This window comes from Streptomyces sp. NRRL S-1022 (genome assembly GCF_000720135.1).
Classification (GTDB): Bacteria; Actinomycetota; Actinomycetes; order Streptomycetales; family Streptomycetaceae; genus Streptomyces.
This window is the reverse complement of sequence record NZ_JOIU01000027.1, coordinates 19,346-36,913: the sequence shown is the minus strand read 5'-3', so window position 1 is coordinate 36,913 and position 17,568 is coordinate 19,346. Positions and strand designations below refer to the sequence as shown.

Here is a 17,568-nt window from a genome sequence, read left to right as displayed (position 1 = left end):
GCACCGACACGTGATCACTGGCCGGTACAACTGACGCCATGAGCCAGGCACTCCAGGATCTCCTCGATCTGCTCGACCTGGAGCAGATCGAGGAGAACATCTTCCGCGGCCGGTCCCGCTCCGCCGTCGTCCCGCGCGTCTTCGGCGGGCAGGTCGCGGCGCAGGCGCTGGTCGCCGCCGGGCGGACGGTCCCCGCGGACCGGCCCGCCCACTCCCTGCACGCGTACTTCCTGCGCCCCGGCGACCCGGGCGCGCCGATCGTCTACACCGTGGACCGCATCCGGGACGGCCGGTCCTTCACCACCCGCCGGGTGGTCGCCGTCCAGCACGGCAAGCCGATCTTCCACCTCTCGGCCTCCTTCCAGGCGTACGAGGCGGGGCTGGAGCACCAGGCGCCCATGCCCGCCGCGCCCGACCCGGCGAGCCTGCCCACCTCCCACGAGCGGCTGCGCGGCTACGGCCACCTCGCGCCCGAGGTGGTGGAGCGGTTCCTGGAGGCCCGCGAGGCGATCGACCTGAGGTACGTGGACGAGCCGCCGTACGGGCAGTACGGCGAGCCGCGCGAGCCGCACTCCCAGGTGTGGTTCCGCACCAACGGCAAGCTCGACGACGACCCGCTGCTCCACGTCGTCCTCGCCACCTACGTCTCCGACATGACCCTGCTCGACTCCGTGCTGCTCGCCCACGGGCGCGGCGGCTGGGCCGTCGGGGACGTCGTCGGCGCGTCCCTGGACCACGCGATGTGGTTCCACCGGCCCTTCCGAGCCGACGAATGGCTGCTGTACGACCAGGAGTCCCCGTCCGCGCACGGTGGCCGCGGCCTCGGTCAGGCCCGCATCTACACCCAGGACGGACGGCTCGCCATCTCCGTCATCCAGGAGGGCGTGGTCCGCGTCCCGCGGTGACGGCCCGCGGCCCCGCCGCAGGTCGGGGGACCTGCCACGGCTCTCCGGCAGGGACCGCCGGCCCGCACCCGGGAAGGTGTGACCGGGTGGTGCCGCTCCCGAGATGACGTGTGGCCCGTGCGGCAGTAGGCTCCTTTAGTGAAAGCCGCAACGAACGGCCTGCCCGGCACAGCCGGTGCGCCCGGCACCCGGGACCCCTGACGCCGTTTCGTATCACTTTCTGCGGTTACCTCGACCGCGCCGCATCCTCACATCTCGCAGCGGCGTGGCCATCCACCTCGCGCCTTCCGCAGGGAGCCGCGAGAGACGATGGAGATGGAAGGTATTCCCATGCGATCACAGCGCACGAGGCGCCTTGTCGCGTTGTCCGCCTCCGGCCTCCTGCTGGCCGGCGGAGCCGCGATCGGCACAGCCGGGGCCGCCTCTGCCGCGGAGCACAGCGACCACGGCTCCTACAGCAGCAGCTGGGGAGACAACGACAACGGACGTCACGGCGACCACAACTCGTGGGGCGACGATGACGACGACGACTACGGCTACGGCGGCGACCACGGCGACTACGGCGGTGACCACGGCGGCTACGGCGGTGACCACGGCGGTGGCGACCACGGTGGCGGCGGTGACCACGGTGGCGGCGGTGACCACGGCGGCGGCGGTGACCACGGCGGTGGCGGCGGCGACCACGGTGGCGGCGGTGGCGGCCACGGCGGCGGTGGCGGCGGTGGCGGCCACGGAGGAGGTGGTGGGCACTGACCCGACCACGCACTGACTCCGGCGTGCGGTCCCGGCAGCGGGACCGCACGTCACGCCTGTCGTGCCGTCAGATGTGGCGGCCCGTCAGGCCAGGCCCGCCTCGGCGAGCAGATATGCCGTCATGGGGTCGTAGTAGCGCGGGCTGACCACGTGGTCGTCCAGCGGCACCACGACCTGGACGGTGCCCTCGGACTCGGCGAGGAACAGCGCCGGGTCGTTGCAGTCGGCGTACCCGACGGAGTCGACGCCGTGCCGGCCCGCGTACCCGGCCCAGCCGTGGTCGGCGACCACCAGATCGGGCAGCGGCCGCCCCTCGCGCTCAAGTCCCGTCAGGATGGCCCGCATCGGCTCGCCCGAGTGGGTGTGCCACAGCGAGGCCCCGTGCTCCAGCACCGCCACGTCCGCGAACTGCATGACGTACCCCTCCTCCGTCTGCAGCCCGTCCGGGATGACCACGATCTCGCAGCCGGCGGCACGCAACGCGGCGGCCGTGGCCCGGTGCACGTCCAGCAGACCGCCCGGGTGCCCGGTCGCGAACAGCACCCGCTGCCGCCCCTCGGCCGCCTTGCGCAGCCGCGCCGCCATCCGGTCCAGCGCGTCCACGGTCAGCTCGGGGTCGATGGTGTCCTGTCCGTACCGGTACTCGGGGTCGTCGTTGACCCCCACCCGCTCGGCCATCACCGCGAGGACGTCCTGCTCGTCCGTCCAGCGGTCGCCCAGCTCCAGACCGAGCCAGTAGCCCCGGACACCGTTGGCGAGCTGGCGGTAGTGGGAGAGGTTGTTCTCGCGGGGCGTGGCGACGTCCCCCGCGATACGGGTGCGCACCAGGTGGTCGACGAGCTGGGCGCGGCTGGGTGTCCCGGATATCGGCATGTCCTCCATTGTGAGGCAGCCCGCGGCCCGCGTCCTTGGCATACCGCCCGCTGGGACGGGGGTCACTCGGCCTCAGGTGCGCCGCAGGGCGAACCACAGCTCCATCCGGACGTCCGGGTCGTCCAGGTCCGCGGCCAACAGGGCGGCGCAGCGGGCGATCCGCTGCCGCACGGTGTTGCGGTGCACCCCGAGCGCCACCGCCGTACGGTCCCAACTGCCGTGCAGCGACAGCCAGGTGCGCAGGGTCTCGGCGAGCGCGGCCTGCCCCGCGAGGGGAGCGAGCAGCGTACGGGCGTGCGTGTCGGCGTCCGCCGCCGGCACCAGGTCCGCCAGCGCCGGCCGGGCCGCGTGCCGGACCAGCGGGGTGCGGGTCGCGCGGGCCCGGGCGAGGGCCCGGGCGGCCTGGGTGTCGGCGGCCGGCCACTGCGCCGGCCCGGCCGCGGCACTCACCCCGAGTGTCCAGCCCGACTGCGGCGCCGGCTCCCGGTCCGCCGGTACCAGTACCCGTACGACGTCGTCGGCGAGGTCGACCAGCGGTGAGCCCAGGGCGGCGCCGAGCGCGGAGGCGGCGACCGCGTCCGGCGCCTGTGCCTCCGGCCGCGCGTGGACGACGAGCCACTGCGCGTTGCCGAGCAGCGGGGCCACCTGCTCGGGCGGGGCGCCCAGCAGCAGCCGCACGAGCGCGGAGGACCGGGCCGCCCCGGCCGCGCTCTGGTGCTCACCGGTCAGCAGGGACAGCAGCACGGCGGCGACGGAGGCGATGGTGTGGTCCCCCGGGTCCCGCCGGGAGGCGGCCACCCCGAGCACGAACCCGGCACCGGCCCCGAGCGCGTACACCGCGAGGTGCGTCGGGCCGCACGTGTCGGTGGCGGAGGTGGGATGCGGGCGGCCGGCTGTGGGGGAGGCGGCGCCGGCTGTGGCTGTGGGGGAGGCCGCGGGCGCGGGGGCGAGCGGTGCGGTGGAGCTGGGCCGCGGCCGGCCCTGGGGGCCGGCCGGCGGTGCCGCCGGGCCCGGTGCGGAGGCGGGGTGCGGGCGGGTGGCCGGTGCGGTGGAGGCGGGCCTGGGCCGGGCCGCCGGTCCGGCCGGTGCCGTCGTCGGACCTGGTGCGGTGGCGGGGTGCGGGCGGCCGGGGTCCGCCGGTGCCGGGGGAGCCGGCCGCACCACCCCGGCCAGCTGCGCCAGTGCCGTCCGTGCGGCCTCCGGGGTCTGCGGGCCCGCCGCGGCGACCTCCGTGCCGTCGGGGCCGTACAGCACCGCCCGGCCGCCCAGCCGCTGGGCCAGCCGGCGCAGGACGGAGGGGACCGGATCCGGCCGGGACGCGGCTGCCGCGAGGCTCTGCTGGGCCTCGGTGACCCGGCGCAGTTCCGCCAGCCGGGCCTGCGCCATCAGCTGCCACACCGCCCGGGCCACGCCGGAGAACGTGGTCTGCGGCGGGACCTCCAGCAGCGGCAGGCCGTACCGCTCGCAGGCGGCGACCAGGGCGCGCGGGACCGTGTCGTGCACCGGGGCCAGCCCGAAGCCGAGGGCCGCGCCGCCCGCCGCCACGATCCGGGAGACGTAGTCCTCGAAGTACGTGCCCGAGCCGGCCGCCTCCGGGATGTGCACGCCGGCGGTCAGCAGCAGCTCGCCACCGAGCAGGTACGGGTACGGGTCGGCCATCTCCGAGGTGTGCGCCCAGTGGATCACGATCCCCGGATCCGCCGGCCCGGCGATCTGCCGCAGCGCGAGGTCCTCGCGGGCCAGCAGCGCCTGGAGCGGTACCGGTGGGGTCGGTGGGACCGCTGGGGCGATCGTCTCCGGCATGGTGTGCGTTCCCTCCATCCGGCCCCGTCCATATGGATGAAACGTACTCTTCGCAGTCGCTTTCCGGCCACCTAGTGTCAGGTGGGCACGGCAGCCGCGGGTACGGGCGGATGTCCCCGCGAGCCGCTGCCGGCACATCACGAAGCATCTGCACGACACGCCACCGGACAGTGCGCGAAGGAGGGCCGTCATGGCCGTCGACTACACAGTGATCGTCGTCTATCTCGCCGGCATGCTGGCCATGGGCTGGTGGGGCATGCGCCGCGCCAAGTCCAAGAGCGAGTTCCTGGTGGCCGGCCGGCGCCTCGGCCCCGTCATGTACTCCGGCACCATGGCGGCGATCGTCCTCGGCGGCGCCTCCACCATCGGCGGGGTGGGCCTCGGCTACCGGTACGGCCTCTCCGGCGCCTGGATGGTCTTCACCATCGGCCTCGGCCTGCTCGCCCTGTCCGTCTTCTTCTCCGCGCGCATCGCCCGCCTGAAGGTCTACACGGTCTCCGAGATGCTCGACCTGCGCTACGGCGGCCGGGCCGGCGTGATCTCCGGCGTGGTCATGTGGGCGTACACCCTGATGCTCGCGGTGACCTCGACCATCGCCTACGCCACGATCTTCGACGTCCTGTTCGACATGAACCGGACCGTCGCGATCGTCCTCGGCGGTTCGATCGTCGTCGCGTACTCCACCCTCGGCGGCATGTGGTCCATCACGCTGACCGACATGGTGCAGTTCGTGGTCAAGACGATCGGCGTGCTCCTGCTCCTGCTGCCGATGGCCGTCGTCAAGGCGGGCGGCTTCGCCGAGATGAAGGCCAAGCTGCCGACCTCGTACTTCGACCCGCTGGGCATCGGCGGCGAGACGATCTTCACCTACGTCCTCATCTACACGTTCGGCATGCTGATCGGCCAGGACATCTGGCAGCGCGTGTTCACCGCCCGCGGCGACAGGACGGCCAAGTGGGGCGGCACGGTGGCCGGCACCTACTGCCTGGCCTACGCCCTGGCCGGCGCGGTGATCGGCACCGCCGCCAAGGTGCTCTACCCCACGCTGGGCAGCCCCGACGACGCCTTCGCCACCATCGTCAAGGACGAGCTCCCGGTCGGCGTGCGCGGCCTGGTCCTGGCCGCCGCCCTCGCCGCCGTGATGTCCACCTCCTCCGGCGCCCTGATCGCCTGCGCCACGGTCGCCAACAACGACATCTGGTCCCGCCTGCGCGGTGCCGTCCGCCGCGGCGGCGCGGAGCACGGCGAGGTCAAGGGCAACCGCGCCTTCATCCTGCTGATGGGCCTCGCCGTGATCGGCACGGCGATCGCGCTGAACAACGTGGTCGAGGCGCTCACCGTCGCCTACAACCTCCTCGTCGGCGGCCTGCTCGTGCCGATCCTCGGCGGCCTGCTGTGGAAGCGCGGCACGGTCCAGGGCGCGCTGGCCTCCGTCGCCGTCGGCGGCCTCGCCGTCCTCGGCCTGATGGCCGGCTACGGCATCCTCGCCAACGAACCCGTCTACTACGGCCTGCTGGCCTCCCTCGCGGTCTACGTCGCCGTCTCCCTGGCGACCAGGCCCACCGACGAGACGGTCCTCGCCGCCTGGCGCGAGCGCCTCGCCGGACGATCCCCCGAACTCGTGTCCGAACCGGTCCCGACTCCCCAGTAGAGTCATAGGGAAAGCAGTACAAGCGCGATGAAGCGCTGGAAAGAAGGCAATTCACCATGAGCAGCAACGAGACGCCCCGCGGCCCCGTCGACTCCTCCCGCATCCCGCGGTACGCCGGACCGGCGACCTTCGCCCGGCTGCCCCGCCTGGACGAGGTCGGCACCGCCGACGTCGCCGTGGTCGGTGTGCCGTTCGACTCCGGCGTCTCGTACCGGCCGGGCGCCCGCTTCGGCGGCAACGCCATCCGCGAGGCGTCCCGGCTGCTGCGCCCGTACAACCCGGCGCAGGACGCCTCCCCGTTCGCCCTCGCGCAGGTCGCCGACGGCGGCGACATCGCCGTGAACCCGTTCAACATCAACGAGGCAGTCGACACCATCGAGGCCGCCGCGGACGACCTGCTCGGCACCGGCGCCCGCCTGATGACCCTCGGCGGCGACCACACCATCGCCCTGCCGCTGCTGCGCTCGGTGGCGAAGAAGCACGGCCCGGTCGCCCTGCTCCACTTCGACGCCCACCTGGACACCTGGGACACCTACTTCGGCGCCGAGTACACCCACGGCACCCCGTTCCGCCGCGCGGTGGAGGAGGGCATCCTCGACACCTCGGCGCTGTCGCACGTGGGCACCCGCGGCCCGCTGTACGGCAAGCAGGACCTCACCGACGACGAGAAGATGGGCTTCGGCATCGTCACCTCGGCGGACGTCTACCGCCGGGGCGCCGACGAGGTGGCCGACCAGCTGCGCCAGCGCATCGGCGACCGCCCGCTGTACATCTCCATCGACATCGACTGCCTCGACCCGGCGCACGCGCCCGGCACCGGCACCCCGGAGGCGGGCGGCATGACCTCCCGCGAGCTGCTGGAGATCCTGCGCGGGCTGGCGGGCTGCAACCTGGTCTCGGCGGACGTCGTCGAGGTCGCCCCGGCCTACGACCACGCGGAGATCACCTCGGTCGCGGCCTCCCACACGGCGTACGAACTGACCACCATCATGAGCCGCCAGATCGCGGCGGCCCGGAAGGACGCGGAAGCGAAGTGACCCACGACCACGACCTGGTACTCCGCCCGACGACGGCGCAGATCACCGCCGCCCTGAACCCACCCCCGGGGCGCAACGGCGGAGACCTGGTCGTGGAGACGCTGGCCGGGCTCGGCGCCACCACGGTCTTCGGCCTGCCCGGCCAGCACGCCCTCGGCATGTTCGACGCCCTGCGCCGCTCGGCGCTGCGCTACGTGGGCCTGCGGGTGGAGAACAACGCGGGCTTCGCGGCCGACGCCTACGGCAGGATCACCGGCGAGGCGGCCCCGCTGCTGCTCTCGACGGGCCCGGGCGCGCTGACGTCACTGGCCGCCCTCCAGGAGGCGGCGGCCGCCTCCGCCCCCGTCCTGGCGATCAGCAGCCAGATCCCGACGGCGGGCCTGGGCGGCGGCCGGCACGGCTACCTCCACGAACTCCCCGACCAGGCGGCCTCGTTCCGCGGGGTCGTCAAGTCGGTCCACACCGTCCGCACCCCGTCGCAGATCCCCTCCGCGATCGCGGCGGCCTGGAAGTCGGCGCTGACCGCCCCGCACGGCCCGGTGTGGGTGGAGATCCCGCAGGACGTCCTGCTCGCGCAGACCTCGCTGCCGGTGGTGACGGCGATGGACGCGACCCCGGACGAGCTGCTCCCGCGCCCCGAACTCACCGCGGTGGCCGCCGACCTGCTGTCCCGCGCGGCCCGCCCGGCGATCATCGCGGGCGGCGGGGTCGTCCGTGCCGACGCGTCCGGCAAGCTGCTCCGGCTGGCCGAGCGGCTCCAGGCGCCGGTCGTGACGACGTTCGGCGGCAAGGGCGCGTTCCCCTGGAACCACCCCCTGTCGATGCAGTCCTGGCTGGAGGACCGGCACACGACGGACTTCCTGGAGGACGCGGACGTCCTGCTGGTGGTCGGCTCCGGCCTCGGCGAACTGTCCTCCAACTACCACACGTTCAGGCCCCGGGGCCGGGTGGTCCAGATCGAGGCGGACCTCGGCAAACTGGAGTCCAACCACCCGTCCCTCGGCATCCACGCGGACGCCCGGCTTGCCCTCCAGGCCCTGCTGGAGACGGTCGAGGAGCGCACGGACGCCTCCGCACCGGAGCGGGTGCGGGAGCTGCTGGCGAAGGTCGCCGACCGCATCGCGGGCCAGGAACTCACCCTGGAGCAGGACGTGCTGGCCTCGGTCCGCCGCGCCCTCCCCGCCGGCTCCCCGTCCTTCTGGGACATGACGATCCTGGCCTACTGGGCCTGGTCCGCCTTCGACGCGCAGGGCCCCAACACCATGCACTCGGCGCAGGGTGCCGGCGGCCTCGGCTACGGCTTCCCGGCGGCCCTGGGCGCGGCGGCGGCGGACCCGACCCGCCCGGTGCTGGCGGTGTCCGGCGACGGCGGTGCCCTGTACTCCATCGCCGAACTGGCCACGGCCCGCCAGTACGGCCTCCCCGTCACCTGGCTCATCGTCGACGACGGCGGGTACGGCATCCTCCGCGAGTACATGACGGACGCCTTCGGCCAGGCGACGGCGACGGAACTGACCCGCCCGGACTACGTGTCCCTCGCGGAATCCTTCGGCGTCCCGGCCGTCCGCACGACACCGGCGAGCCTGGCGGAGGACCTGGCCAAGGCCCTGTCCGAGCCGGGCCCCTCGGTGGTCGTACTCCCCGCGGTGCTGCGGATGTTCGCGCCGACGCACCTGGGCTGATCGGGGAGGCGGCGGCATCAGCGACGGCGGGGCGAGCCCGACCGGCCCTAGATCGGCCGGACCCACCCGGCGCGCTCTTCCAGGGCTTCGACGAAGCGGATGAAGGAGCCGGCGGGGAAGACGAGGGTGGCCCTGGCCGGAGCCTTCGAGTCCCGGACGGCTATGTGGGCGTCGAGGTCGGCCACTTCGACGCAGGCGTTTCCTTCGCCACCGCCGGAGAAGGACGACTTCCGCCATATCAAGGGGGTGGTCATGGTGCGCCTCACAGCTCCTTGGCCAGCTTGTGGATGAAGTCACGAGAACGCTCGGGTTCGAGCGACACAGCTTTTACCCTACGGAAGAGCGTTCGAAAGCGGTCCAGTTGGGCTTGGGCGTCGATGAAGACCGTTCCGTTGGGGCTGTCGCGCACCACGGTGTCCAGCTGGGGAACGGGGCCGCCCGCGTACACCATGGCGCTCCCCGCACCTGCGAAGGCGTCCAGCTCGAAAGGGATGACCCGCACGCTGACGTGAGGGGCGTAGGACAGTTCCAGTATGCGGCTGAGCTGAGCCCGGGTCGCGGCGCGGTCGCCGACCCTGATGCGTAGCGCCGCTTCATGGATCACGGTGTCGTACGGGATCGCGTCGGGACGCTCGATGATGACCCTTCGCCTCATACGGTGCTCCACCCGGCGTTCCAGATCGCTCTCCGGAAACTCCGGGTTCACGTACGAGAAGAGGGCGCGTGCGTATTCCTCGGTCTGCAGGAGGCCTGGGACGTGCAGGAAGTCCACGTCCCACCGACAGGTCGCGTGATGCTCCAGTTCGGAGAGGTCCAGGAAGGAGTTGGGCAGCGAGCCCCGGTACTCCTCCCACCAGCCACTCGTCCGGTCGCAGGCCATGGCCACCAGCGCTTCGATCAACGCGGTGTCCGTGCAGGCGTAGTGCGCGGCAAGTCGACGTACACGCTCACCGCTCACGCCTGCCGTGCCGAACTCGATCTGACTCATCTGAGCCGAGTCCGTCCCGAGCAGCGCAGCTGCCTCGCGCCCCTTGAGCCCTGCGGCTTCGCGTAGTTTCCGCAGCTCCGCACCCAGACGCGCTTGGCGTGCGGTGACTTCTTTCCTGCGCGCCATGCCCTGCCCTCTCGTGCACAACTTCCCCGGGGAACAGCCCCGTTCGTGGGTACGTTACGACAACGACTTGCAGGGTCCCAAATTGTGACCCTACTGTCGGTGACGTAGCGCACACACAGCGGAAGCGCACCGCCCCGTCCTGCCATGACGGCCGCGGCAGAGCCACCGCGTGCGGAAACCCCACCCCACGACCGGAGTTGACGACGCATGCCCGAAACCTGGGACTACACGCTCTACATCCCCAACGACCTCAGAGCCGTGACCGTCAGCCGCGGCACCCTGCGCCTGATCCTCACGCTGCACGGTCTGGCCGGCCTGGCCGACACGGCGGAGCTCCTCGCGACGGAGCTGGTGTCGAACGCCGTACAGCACACGAAGGGGCCGGCCGCGCTCAGGGTCCGCCGCACCCCGGAGGGCGTGGTGTGGATCGGCGCGTGGGACACCGACCCCGCACCGCCGGATCCGCCCCGGCCGCTGGACCAGGTCGCGGAACTGGAGGGAGGGCGGGGGCTGGGGCTCGTGAGGGCCTGCGCGGACTACTGGGGCTGGCAGCCGTCGGCCCGGTTCGGGGACCGGGGGAAGTACGTGTGGTGCGAACTGGGCGCTGCCTGAGGACGCCACCGAGGCCTGCGGCGGCCACTCCGCCCCAGGCCTCGTCGGCTGTCGAAGGCCTCAGCAGCCGCCCGGCCCCACCCCGTCCATCCGGCCGCCGAAGTCGCCCCGGTACATGGAGCGCCAGTCGCCGTTGAAGACGTCGCGCTTCTCCACCGGACCCCAGTTGGTGAAGCAGGCGCGGGTCGAGGCGACGAAGGAGCCCACGTTGTCGTGGAGGTTCGGCGGCAGGTCGCGGTAGCCGCTGCGGGCCGTCCACTCCCAGTAGTCGCCGCCGAAGCCCTCACCGCTCCAGAAGCAGACGGAACCGTCGGGGCAGGCGGGCTGGGCGGCGCGGGCCGACGCGGCTTGCGCGGGCAGCAGTGCGGCGGTCAACGCGAGGGCGGCTGCCAGCGTCCAGGAGCGGAGTTGCTTCATGGCTCTCCAGAGGGGAGTCGGGGCGCCCGGCCGTGCACCGGGCACCGCCATGGTGGGGGCCGTCCCCCGGAACACGCCCGGGAGCAAGATCGCTGTCGCCGGTGTGGGGGAAGAAGTGGGACTAGTAGGACCGTAGGCGCCGCTGTCCTACCCCTATGGGCCCTCGGAGACCGCTCCGCCGCCCCGGCCTCGGTGAGAGCCGGGTAAAGAACTGCCGTTCCCCGAACGGGTGTACAACTTTCGACCGTCATGGCGAGTCCCTTCATACAGCGCACGGGTGCGCTCAACGGCGTTCAGGGGGACGCCCGTACGACCTTCAAGGGGACTTTCCATGACTCACCGGACCTCCGGCCGGGCGGGTGCGCTCGCGGCCGCCGTCAGTGCCGCGCTGCTCATACCGGCCGTGACCGCCGCCACTCCGGCCGCCGCGGTCACGCCCACCGTGACCTGCACGTCCGCCAAGGCGGGTTTGGCCGCCAAGCTGAAGAAGGACATCACGGCCGCCCTGGCGAACCGCAAGGGCACCGTCGCCGTCGGCCTGTACGACCGCAGCACCAAGACCACCTGCACCCTGCGGGCCACCAGCGCCTACGACTCGGCCAGCACCGTGAAGGTCACCGTGCTCGCCACGCTGCTGTGGGACGCCAAGAAGCACAACCGGTACCTGACGGCCACCGAGCAGTCGCTCGCCAAGGCCATGATCACCCAGTCCGACAACACCGCCACCAGCAAGCTCTGGAAGCAGCTCGGCCTGACGAAGATCAAGGGCTTCCTGTCCGCCGCCGGCATGACCAAGACCGTGCCCGGCACCGGCGGTTACTGGGGCCTGACCCAGGAGAACGTCAACGACGAGCAGAAGCTGCTCACACTGGTCACCGCCAAGAACAGCGTGCTGAGCGACAACGCCCGCGCCTACATCCTCAAGCTGATGGGCCAGGTCGTCTCCTCCCAGCGCTGGGGCACCCCGGCCGGAGCGCCGTCGTCCGTCTCGGTGCACGTGAAGAACGGCTGGCTGCAGCGCTCCACGCACGGCTGGCGGGTGCACAGCCTGGGCACCTTCAACGGCGCCGGCCACGACTACACGATCACCGTGCTGACGCAGGACAACAGCACCATGAGCTACGGGGTCACCACCATCCAGAACGTCGCCAAGGCGATCCACAAGGACCTGGTGCCGACCACCTCCGGGGTCACCCGCTACACCCCGACCACCTCGCCGAGCGAGGCGTTCGTCGCCGTACCGCCGCAGGGCTGAGCCCGGGCCGCCGGCCGGGGCCTAGTCGGCCGGCACGGTGAGCGTCACGGTGTCGCCGGCGGTGACGGCGAAGGTGCCGTTGCGGCCGGCGGCCACCGTGTCGCTGTGGACGACCGTGCCCGACGCGGTCCGCTCCGTCAGGCCGAGGGTCCGGTCCGTGAGATTGGTGACCGCGAACTGCGTGGCCCCGGCCTGGACTCCGTCGCCCTGCTCGGTGATGCCCGGCAGGAACACGAAGGTCTGCACGCTCACCAGGTTGCCCGTACTGCCCTTCTGCACGATCAGCACGTCCCCGGTGGCCGCTGCCGCCGGGGCCGTCGAGGCCGCGACGGCCCCGGTCCCCGCCAGCAGTGCGAGGACGGCGCCGATCGCGCGGCGTCTGCCGGTTGTGGTCCCCATCGTCTTCCCCTCCCTGGTCGGGCCGGGCCCCGGGACGGGACGACGGCCGTGGCGCCGAGCCTCGTCGAACGGTGACGGCCCACGGAAGGGGCGCAGCGGGGCGCGCGCAGGCACACGGACGGCGCGAGGCCCCGGCCAACCGGCCTCCGTGGTGCGCGCGTTGGCCGCCGCCCCGTCCCCGCCGGCGGGCCGCCGACCCGGTGGCCGACCCCCTTGTTCGTGCGAACTCCCGCCCTGCGAACATGCGTACCCGCACGACGCCCGACCGACGTCACAAGGGGGAAGCCTTCATGACCCACCGGATATCCCGCGGAACCGGGGCATTCACGACCGCCTTCGGTGCCACGCTGCTCGTCTGCGCCACCGCCCTTCCGGCCGCGGCCGCGCCGACGGCCGCGGTCGACTGCACGTCCGCCAAGGCGGGCCTGGCCGCCAAACTGAAGAAGGACATCACGGCGGCCCTCGCGCACCGCGAGGGCACCGTCGCCCTCGGCCTGTACGACCGCTCGACCGGCACCACCTGCACCCTGAACGCCACGACCGCCTTCGACTCGGCCAGCACCGTGAAGGTCACCGTGCTCGCCACGCTGCTGTGGGACGCGAAGAAGAGCAACCGGTACCTGACCGACACCGAGGACGAACTCGCCACGGCCATGATCACCGAGTCGGACAACGACGCGACCAGCAAGCTGTGGAAGCAACTGGGCACGGCGAAGATCCAGGGCTTCCTGACGGCGGCCGGCATGACGAAGACCGTGCCGGGTGCGGACGGCTACTGGGGTCTGACCCAGGAGAACGTCACCGACGAACAGAAGCTGCTCAGGCTCGTCACCGCCCGGAACGGCTTGCTGAGCGACAACGCCCGCGCCTACATGCTGAAGCTGATGGGCCAGGTCGTCGCGGACCAGCGCTGGGGCACCCCGGCCGGAGCGCCGTCGTCCGTCTCGGTGCACGTGAAGAACGGCTGGCTGGAGCGCTCCACGCACGGCTGGCGGGTGCACAGCCTGGGCACCTTCAACGGCGCCGGCCACGACTACACGATCACCGTGCTGACGCAGGACGACAGCACCATGGACTACGGCGTGGCCACCATCCAGAACGTCGCCAGGGCGATCCACAAGGACCTGGTGCCGGCCGCCCCGGGTGTCACCCGCTACACCCCGACCGACTCGCCGAGCGAGGCGTTCGTCGCCGTACCGCCGCAGGGCTGATGCCGTCCGGGACGGTCCGCGCCGCACGGTCACCGGGGCCGGACCCAGCGGAGCGGTTTGTTGCGGAGGGATGAAATCCGCTTGTTGCGACGTTGGTGTCTTCCGGAAGAGCAGGTCTGACGGAAGGCACCGGCGTGGCAGCGCAACGGGGATGGGCACGACGCCTGGCGGGGTACGCCTGGCGGTATCCGAAGGACGTCGTCCTGGCCCTCGGCTCGTCCCTCGCCGGCATGGCCGTGCTGGCCGTCGTCCCGCTGATCACCAAGGTGATCATCGACGACGTGATCGGCGCCCGCACGCGCGCCATGGCTCCCTGGGCCGGTGCCCTCGTCGGCGCGGCCCTCCTCGTCTACGCCCTCACCTACATCCGCCGCTTCTACGGCGGCCGGCTCGCCCTGGACGTCCAGCACGACCTGCGGACCGAGATGTACGGCACGATCACCCGGCTCGACGGCCGCCGCCAGGACGAGCTGTCCACCGGGCAGGTCGTCGGCCGCGCCACCAGCGACCTCCAGCTCATCCAGGGCCTGCTCTTCATGCTCCCGATGACCATCGGGAACGTCTTGCTCTTCCTGATCTCCCTGGTGATCATGGGGTGGCTGTCGCTGCCGCTGACCCTGGTCGCCCTGGCCGTCGCGCCCGCCCTCGCCTGGATCGCCCGCCGCAGCCGCAGCAAACTGCACCCCGCCACCTGGTACGCCCAGGCACAGGCCGCCGCCGTGGCCGGCGTGGTCGACGGCGCGGTGAGCGGTGTCCGCGTGGTGAAGGGCTTCGGGCAGGAGGACCAGGAGACCGGCAAGCTGCGCGAGGTCGGCCGCCGGCTGTTCGCGGGCCGCCTGCGCACGATCCGCCTGAACAGCAGGTACACCCCGGCCCTCCAGGCCGTGCCCGCGCTCGGCCAGGTCGCCATGCTGGCCCTCGGCGGCTGGCTGGCCGTACGTGGTCACATCACGCTGGGCACCTTCGTCGCCTTCTCCACCTACCTGGCCCAGCTGGTCGGCCCGGTCCGCATGCTCGCGATGGTCCTCACGGTCGGCCAGCAGGCCCGGGCCGGCACCGAGCGGGTCCTGGAGCTGATCGACACCGAGCCCACGCTGAAGGACGGCACCAAGGAGCTGCCCGCCGACGCGCCCGCGACCGTCGAGTTCGACGACGTGTCCTTCGGCTACGACCACGAGCGTCCGGTGCTGGACGGGCTGAGCTTCGAGATACGGCCCGGCGAGACCCTCGCCGTCGTCGGCTCCTCCGGCTCCGGCAAGTCCACCCTCTCCCTGCTCCTGCCGCGCTTCTACGACGTCAACCACGGCGCCGTCCTCATCGGCGGCCACGACGTGCGCGAGCTGACCCTGGACTCACTGCGGGCCGCGATCGGCCTGGTCCCTGAAGATTCGTTCCTCTTCTCCGACACCGTCCGCAGCAACATCGCCTACGGCCGCCCGGACGCCACCCAGGAGGAGATCGAGGCCGCCGCCCGCGCCGCCCAGGCGGACCGTTTCATCAGGGAGCTGCCCGACGGCTACGACACCAAGGTCGGCGAGCAGGGCCTGACCCTCTCCGGCGGCCAGCGCCAGCGCGTCGCCCTCGCCCGCGCCCTGCTCACCGACCCCCGCCTGCTGGTCCTGGACGACGCCACCTCGGCCGTGGACGCCCGGGTCGAGCACGAGATCCACGAGGCCCTGGGACACGTGATGCGGGGCCGTACGACCCTGCTCATCGCCCACCGCCGCTCCACCCTGAACCTCGCCGACCGCATCGCGGTCCTCGACGGCGGCCGGCTCGCCGACCTCGGCACCCACGAGGAGCTCCAGGAGCGCTCGGCCCTCTACCGCCGGCTGCTCACCGACCCCGACGAGCTGGGCGGGGTCTCCCCGGGCCACGCCCTCCCGGCCGAGCCGCGCGAGGACACCTCCGTCCGGGACGAGCTGGACGCCGAGTTCGACGCCGAGCGCGGGGTGACCCCCCGGCTGTGGACCGGCGACCGCGAACCCAAGGACACGGCCCTGTCCGGCACCCCGGCCACCCCGGAGCTGCTCGCCCAGGTGGAGGCGCTGCCCCCCGCCACCGACACCCCGGACATCGACGAGGGCCGCGCGGTCCTGCCCGAGGACTCCTACGGCCTGCGCCGCCTGCTGCGCGGCTTCGGGCTGCCCCTGCTGGTCAGCCTGCTGCTGGTCGCCGTGGACGCGGGCGCCGGCCTGCTGCTGCCGGTGCTGATCCGGCACGGCATCGACTCGGGCGTGACCAAGGCGGCGATCGGCGCGGTGTGGGCGGCCGCCCTGCTCGCCCTGCTGACCGTGCTGGTGCAGTGGGCCGCGCAGACCGGCGAGACCCGGCTGACGGGCCGTACCGGCGAGCGCGTGCTGTACACGCTGCGGCTGAAGATCTTCGCGCAGCTCCAGCGGCTCGGCCTGGACTACTACGAGCGCGAGCTGACCGGCCGGATCATGACCCGGATGACGACGGACGTCGACGCACTCTCCTCGTTCCTCCAGACCGGCCTGGTCACCGCGTTCGTGTCGGTCGTCACCTTCTTCGGGATCATGGTCGCCCTGCTGGTGCTCGACCTCCAGCTCGCGCTGGTCGTCTTCGCGACCCTGCCCCCGCTGTTCGTGGCCACCTTCTTCTTCCGCCGGGCGAGCGTGAAGGCGTACGAACTCGCCCGCGAGCGGGTCTCCACGGTGAACGCCGACCTCCAGGAGACCGTGGCCGGGCTGCGGATCGTGCAGGCCTTCCGGCGGGAGCGGGACGGCGGGCACCGGTTCGCCGAGCGCAGCGACTCCTACCGGCGCGCCCGCATCCGCGGCCAGTGGCTGATATCGGTCTACTTCCCGTTCGTGCAGCTGCTGTCCTCGGTCGCCGCCGCGGCCGTGCTGATCGCGGGCGCGGGCCGGGTGGAGGCGGCCACGCTGACGACGGGCGCCCTGGTGGCGTACCTGCTCTACATCGACCTGTTCTTCGCGCCGGTCCAGCAGCTCTCCCAGGTCTTCGACGGCTACCAGCAGGCCACCGTCTCGCTGGGCCGCATCCAGGAGCTGCTGCGGGAGCCGACGTCCACGCGGTCCGCCGCCGAACCCCTCGACGTGCTGTCCCTGCGCGGTGACATCGCCTTCGAGGGGGTGCACTTCGCGTACGGCGACGAGGAGGAGGCGCTGTCCGGCATCGACCTGACGGTGCCGGCCGGGCAGACGGTCGCGTTCGTCGGCGAGACAGGCGCCGGCAAGTCGACCCTGGTCAAGCTGGTCGCGCGGTTCTACGACCCGACCGCCGGGCGGGTCACGGTCGACGGCACGGACCTGCGCGCCCTGGACCTCACCGCCTACCGGCACCGGCTCGGGGTCGTGCCGCAGGAGGCGTACCTCTTCCCGGGCACCATCCGCGACGCCATCGCCTACGGCCGCCCCGACGCCACCGACGCCGAGGTGGAGGCGGCGGCCCGCGCGGTCGGTGCGCACGAGATGATCGCCACCCTGGAGGGCGGCTATCTGCACGAGGTCGCCGAGCGCGGCCGCAACCTCTCCGCCGGCCAGCGCCAGCTCATCGCGCTGGCCCGCGCCGAACTGGTCGACCCGGACATCCTGCTGCTGGACGAGGCCACGGCCGCCCTGGACCTGGCCACCGAGGCCCAGGTCAACCAGGCCACCGACCGGCTGGCGGGCCGCCGTACGACGCTGGTCGTCGCGCACCGGCTCACCACCGCGGCCCGCGCGGACCGGGTGGTGGTGATGGACCGCGGCCGGGTCGCGGAGGACGGCACCCACGAGGAGCTGCTGGCCCGCGGCGGCCGGTACGCCGAGCTGTGGCGGACCTTCGTCGGCCGGTCCGAGCCGGAGGAGCCGGTCGGCGCGTCCCGATGAGA

Annotated in this window: 15 protein-coding genes; 8 read left to right on the top strand and 7 right to left on the bottom strand. The window is 72.6% G+C overall.

Features of this window, described 5'->3' with window-relative positions; genetic code table 11:
- Positions 1-38: 38 nt before the first annotated feature.
- Entirely contained in the window at positions 39-905 is an 867-nt protein-coding gene (tesB, locus tag IG05_RS0132510) for an acyl-CoA thioesterase II (protein WP_030347639.1), read from the top strand.
- A 336-nt stretch (positions 906-1,241) separates the two neighbouring features.
- Here the strand turns inward: tesB and IG05_RS48045 are convergent, their stop codons facing one another.
- The 3 genes from IG05_RS48045 to IG05_RS0132495 all read right to left on the bottom strand — a co-directional run bounded on the left by IG05_RS48045 (position 1,242) and on the right by IG05_RS0132495 (position 4,334).
- Positions 1,242-1,667, bottom strand: a complete 426-nt coding sequence (locus IG05_RS48045; RefSeq protein WP_158839068.1) for a hypothetical protein — start codon at positions 1,665-1,667, stop codon at positions 1,242-1,244.
- A 75-nt stretch (positions 1,668-1,742) separates the two neighbouring features.
- On the bottom strand, positions 1,743-2,531 hold the full coding sequence (locus IG05_RS0132500) for a phosphatase (protein ID WP_030347637.1): 789 nt from the start codon (positions 2,529-2,531) through the stop codon (positions 1,743-1,745).
- A 72-nt stretch (positions 2,532-2,603) separates the two neighbouring features.
- Complete coding sequence (locus tag IG05_RS0132495; protein ID WP_063760118.1) at positions 2,604-4,334, bottom strand: PucR family transcriptional regulator; 1,731 nt, start codon at positions 4,332-4,334, stop codon at positions 2,604-2,606.
- A gap of 190 nt (positions 4,335-4,524) precedes the next feature.
- Here IG05_RS0132495 and IG05_RS0132490 point away from each other — a divergent pair, with 190 nt between their 5' ends.
- The 3 genes from IG05_RS0132490 to IG05_RS0132480 are packed head-to-tail and all read left to right on the top strand — an operon-like array spanning position 4,525 to position 8,704.
- Positions 4,525-5,985, top strand: coding sequence for a sodium:solute symporter (locus IG05_RS0132490; RefSeq protein WP_030347635.1), 1,461 nt, complete (start codon positions 4,525-4,527; stop codon positions 5,983-5,985).
- A 56-nt stretch (positions 5,986-6,041) separates the two neighbouring features.
- Complete coding sequence (speB, locus tag IG05_RS0132485) at positions 6,042-7,022, top strand: agmatinase (protein ID WP_030347634.1); 981 nt, start codon at positions 6,042-6,044, stop codon at positions 7,020-7,022.
- Positions 7,019-8,704, top strand: a complete 1,686-nt coding sequence (locus IG05_RS0132480; protein WP_030347633.1) for a thiamine pyrophosphate-binding protein — start codon at positions 7,019-7,021, stop codon at positions 8,702-8,704. The genes speB and IG05_RS0132480 overlap by 4 nt, the downstream gene beginning before the upstream one ends.
- A gap of 47 nt (positions 8,705-8,751) precedes the next feature.
- On the opposite strand, the gene IG05_RS0132475 is transcribed toward IG05_RS0132480, so the two are convergent.
- Together IG05_RS0132475 and IG05_RS0132470 are read right to left on the bottom strand one after the other, a co-directional pair.
- On the bottom strand, positions 8,752-8,958 hold the full coding sequence (locus IG05_RS0132475; protein ID WP_030347632.1) for a DUF397 domain-containing protein: 207 nt from the start codon (positions 8,956-8,958) through the stop codon (positions 8,752-8,754).
- 8 nt (positions 8,959-8,966) lie between these two features.
- Positions 8,967-9,818, bottom strand: coding sequence for a helix-turn-helix domain-containing protein (locus tag IG05_RS0132470; RefSeq protein WP_030347631.1), 852 nt, complete (start codon positions 9,816-9,818; stop codon positions 8,967-8,969).
- 207 nt (positions 9,819-10,025) lie between these two features.
- Between IG05_RS0132470 and IG05_RS0132465 the strand changes: the two genes are divergently transcribed.
- Entirely contained in the window at positions 10,026-10,430 is a 405-nt protein-coding gene (locus IG05_RS0132465) for an ATP-binding protein (protein ID WP_030347630.1), read from the top strand.
- A gap of 60 nt (positions 10,431-10,490) precedes the next feature.
- On the opposite strand, the gene IG05_RS0132460 is transcribed toward IG05_RS0132465, so the two are convergent.
- A complete protein-coding gene (locus tag IG05_RS0132460; protein ID WP_030347629.1) occupies positions 10,491-10,847 on the bottom strand; it encodes a peptidase inhibitor family I36 protein in 357 nt (118 codons plus the stop codon).
- Between the two features lie 331 nt (positions 10,848-11,178).
- Between IG05_RS0132460 and IG05_RS0132455 the strand changes: the two genes are divergently transcribed.
- Positions 11,179-12,102, top strand: a complete 924-nt coding sequence (locus IG05_RS0132455) for a serine hydrolase (RefSeq protein WP_030347628.1) — start codon at positions 11,179-11,181, stop codon at positions 12,100-12,102.
- A gap of 21 nt (positions 12,103-12,123) precedes the next feature.
- Here IG05_RS0132455 and IG05_RS0132450 read toward each other — a convergent pair whose 3' ends face one another.
- On the bottom strand, positions 12,124-12,501 hold the full coding sequence (locus tag IG05_RS0132450; RefSeq protein ID WP_030347627.1) for a hypothetical protein: 378 nt from the start codon (positions 12,499-12,501) through the stop codon (positions 12,124-12,126).
- Between the two features lie 290 nt (positions 12,502-12,791).
- On the opposite strand from IG05_RS0132450, the gene IG05_RS0132445 reads away from it, so the two are divergent.
- Complete coding sequence (locus tag IG05_RS0132445; RefSeq protein WP_030347626.1) at positions 12,792-13,712, top strand: serine hydrolase; 921 nt, start codon at positions 12,792-12,794, stop codon at positions 13,710-13,712.
- A 134-nt stretch (positions 13,713-13,846) separates the two neighbouring features.
- Positions 13,847-17,566, top strand: a complete 3,720-nt coding sequence (locus IG05_RS0132440) for an ABC transporter ATP-binding protein (protein ID WP_030347625.1) — start codon at positions 13,847-13,849, stop codon at positions 17,564-17,566.
- Positions 17,567-17,568 lie beyond the last annotated feature (2 nt).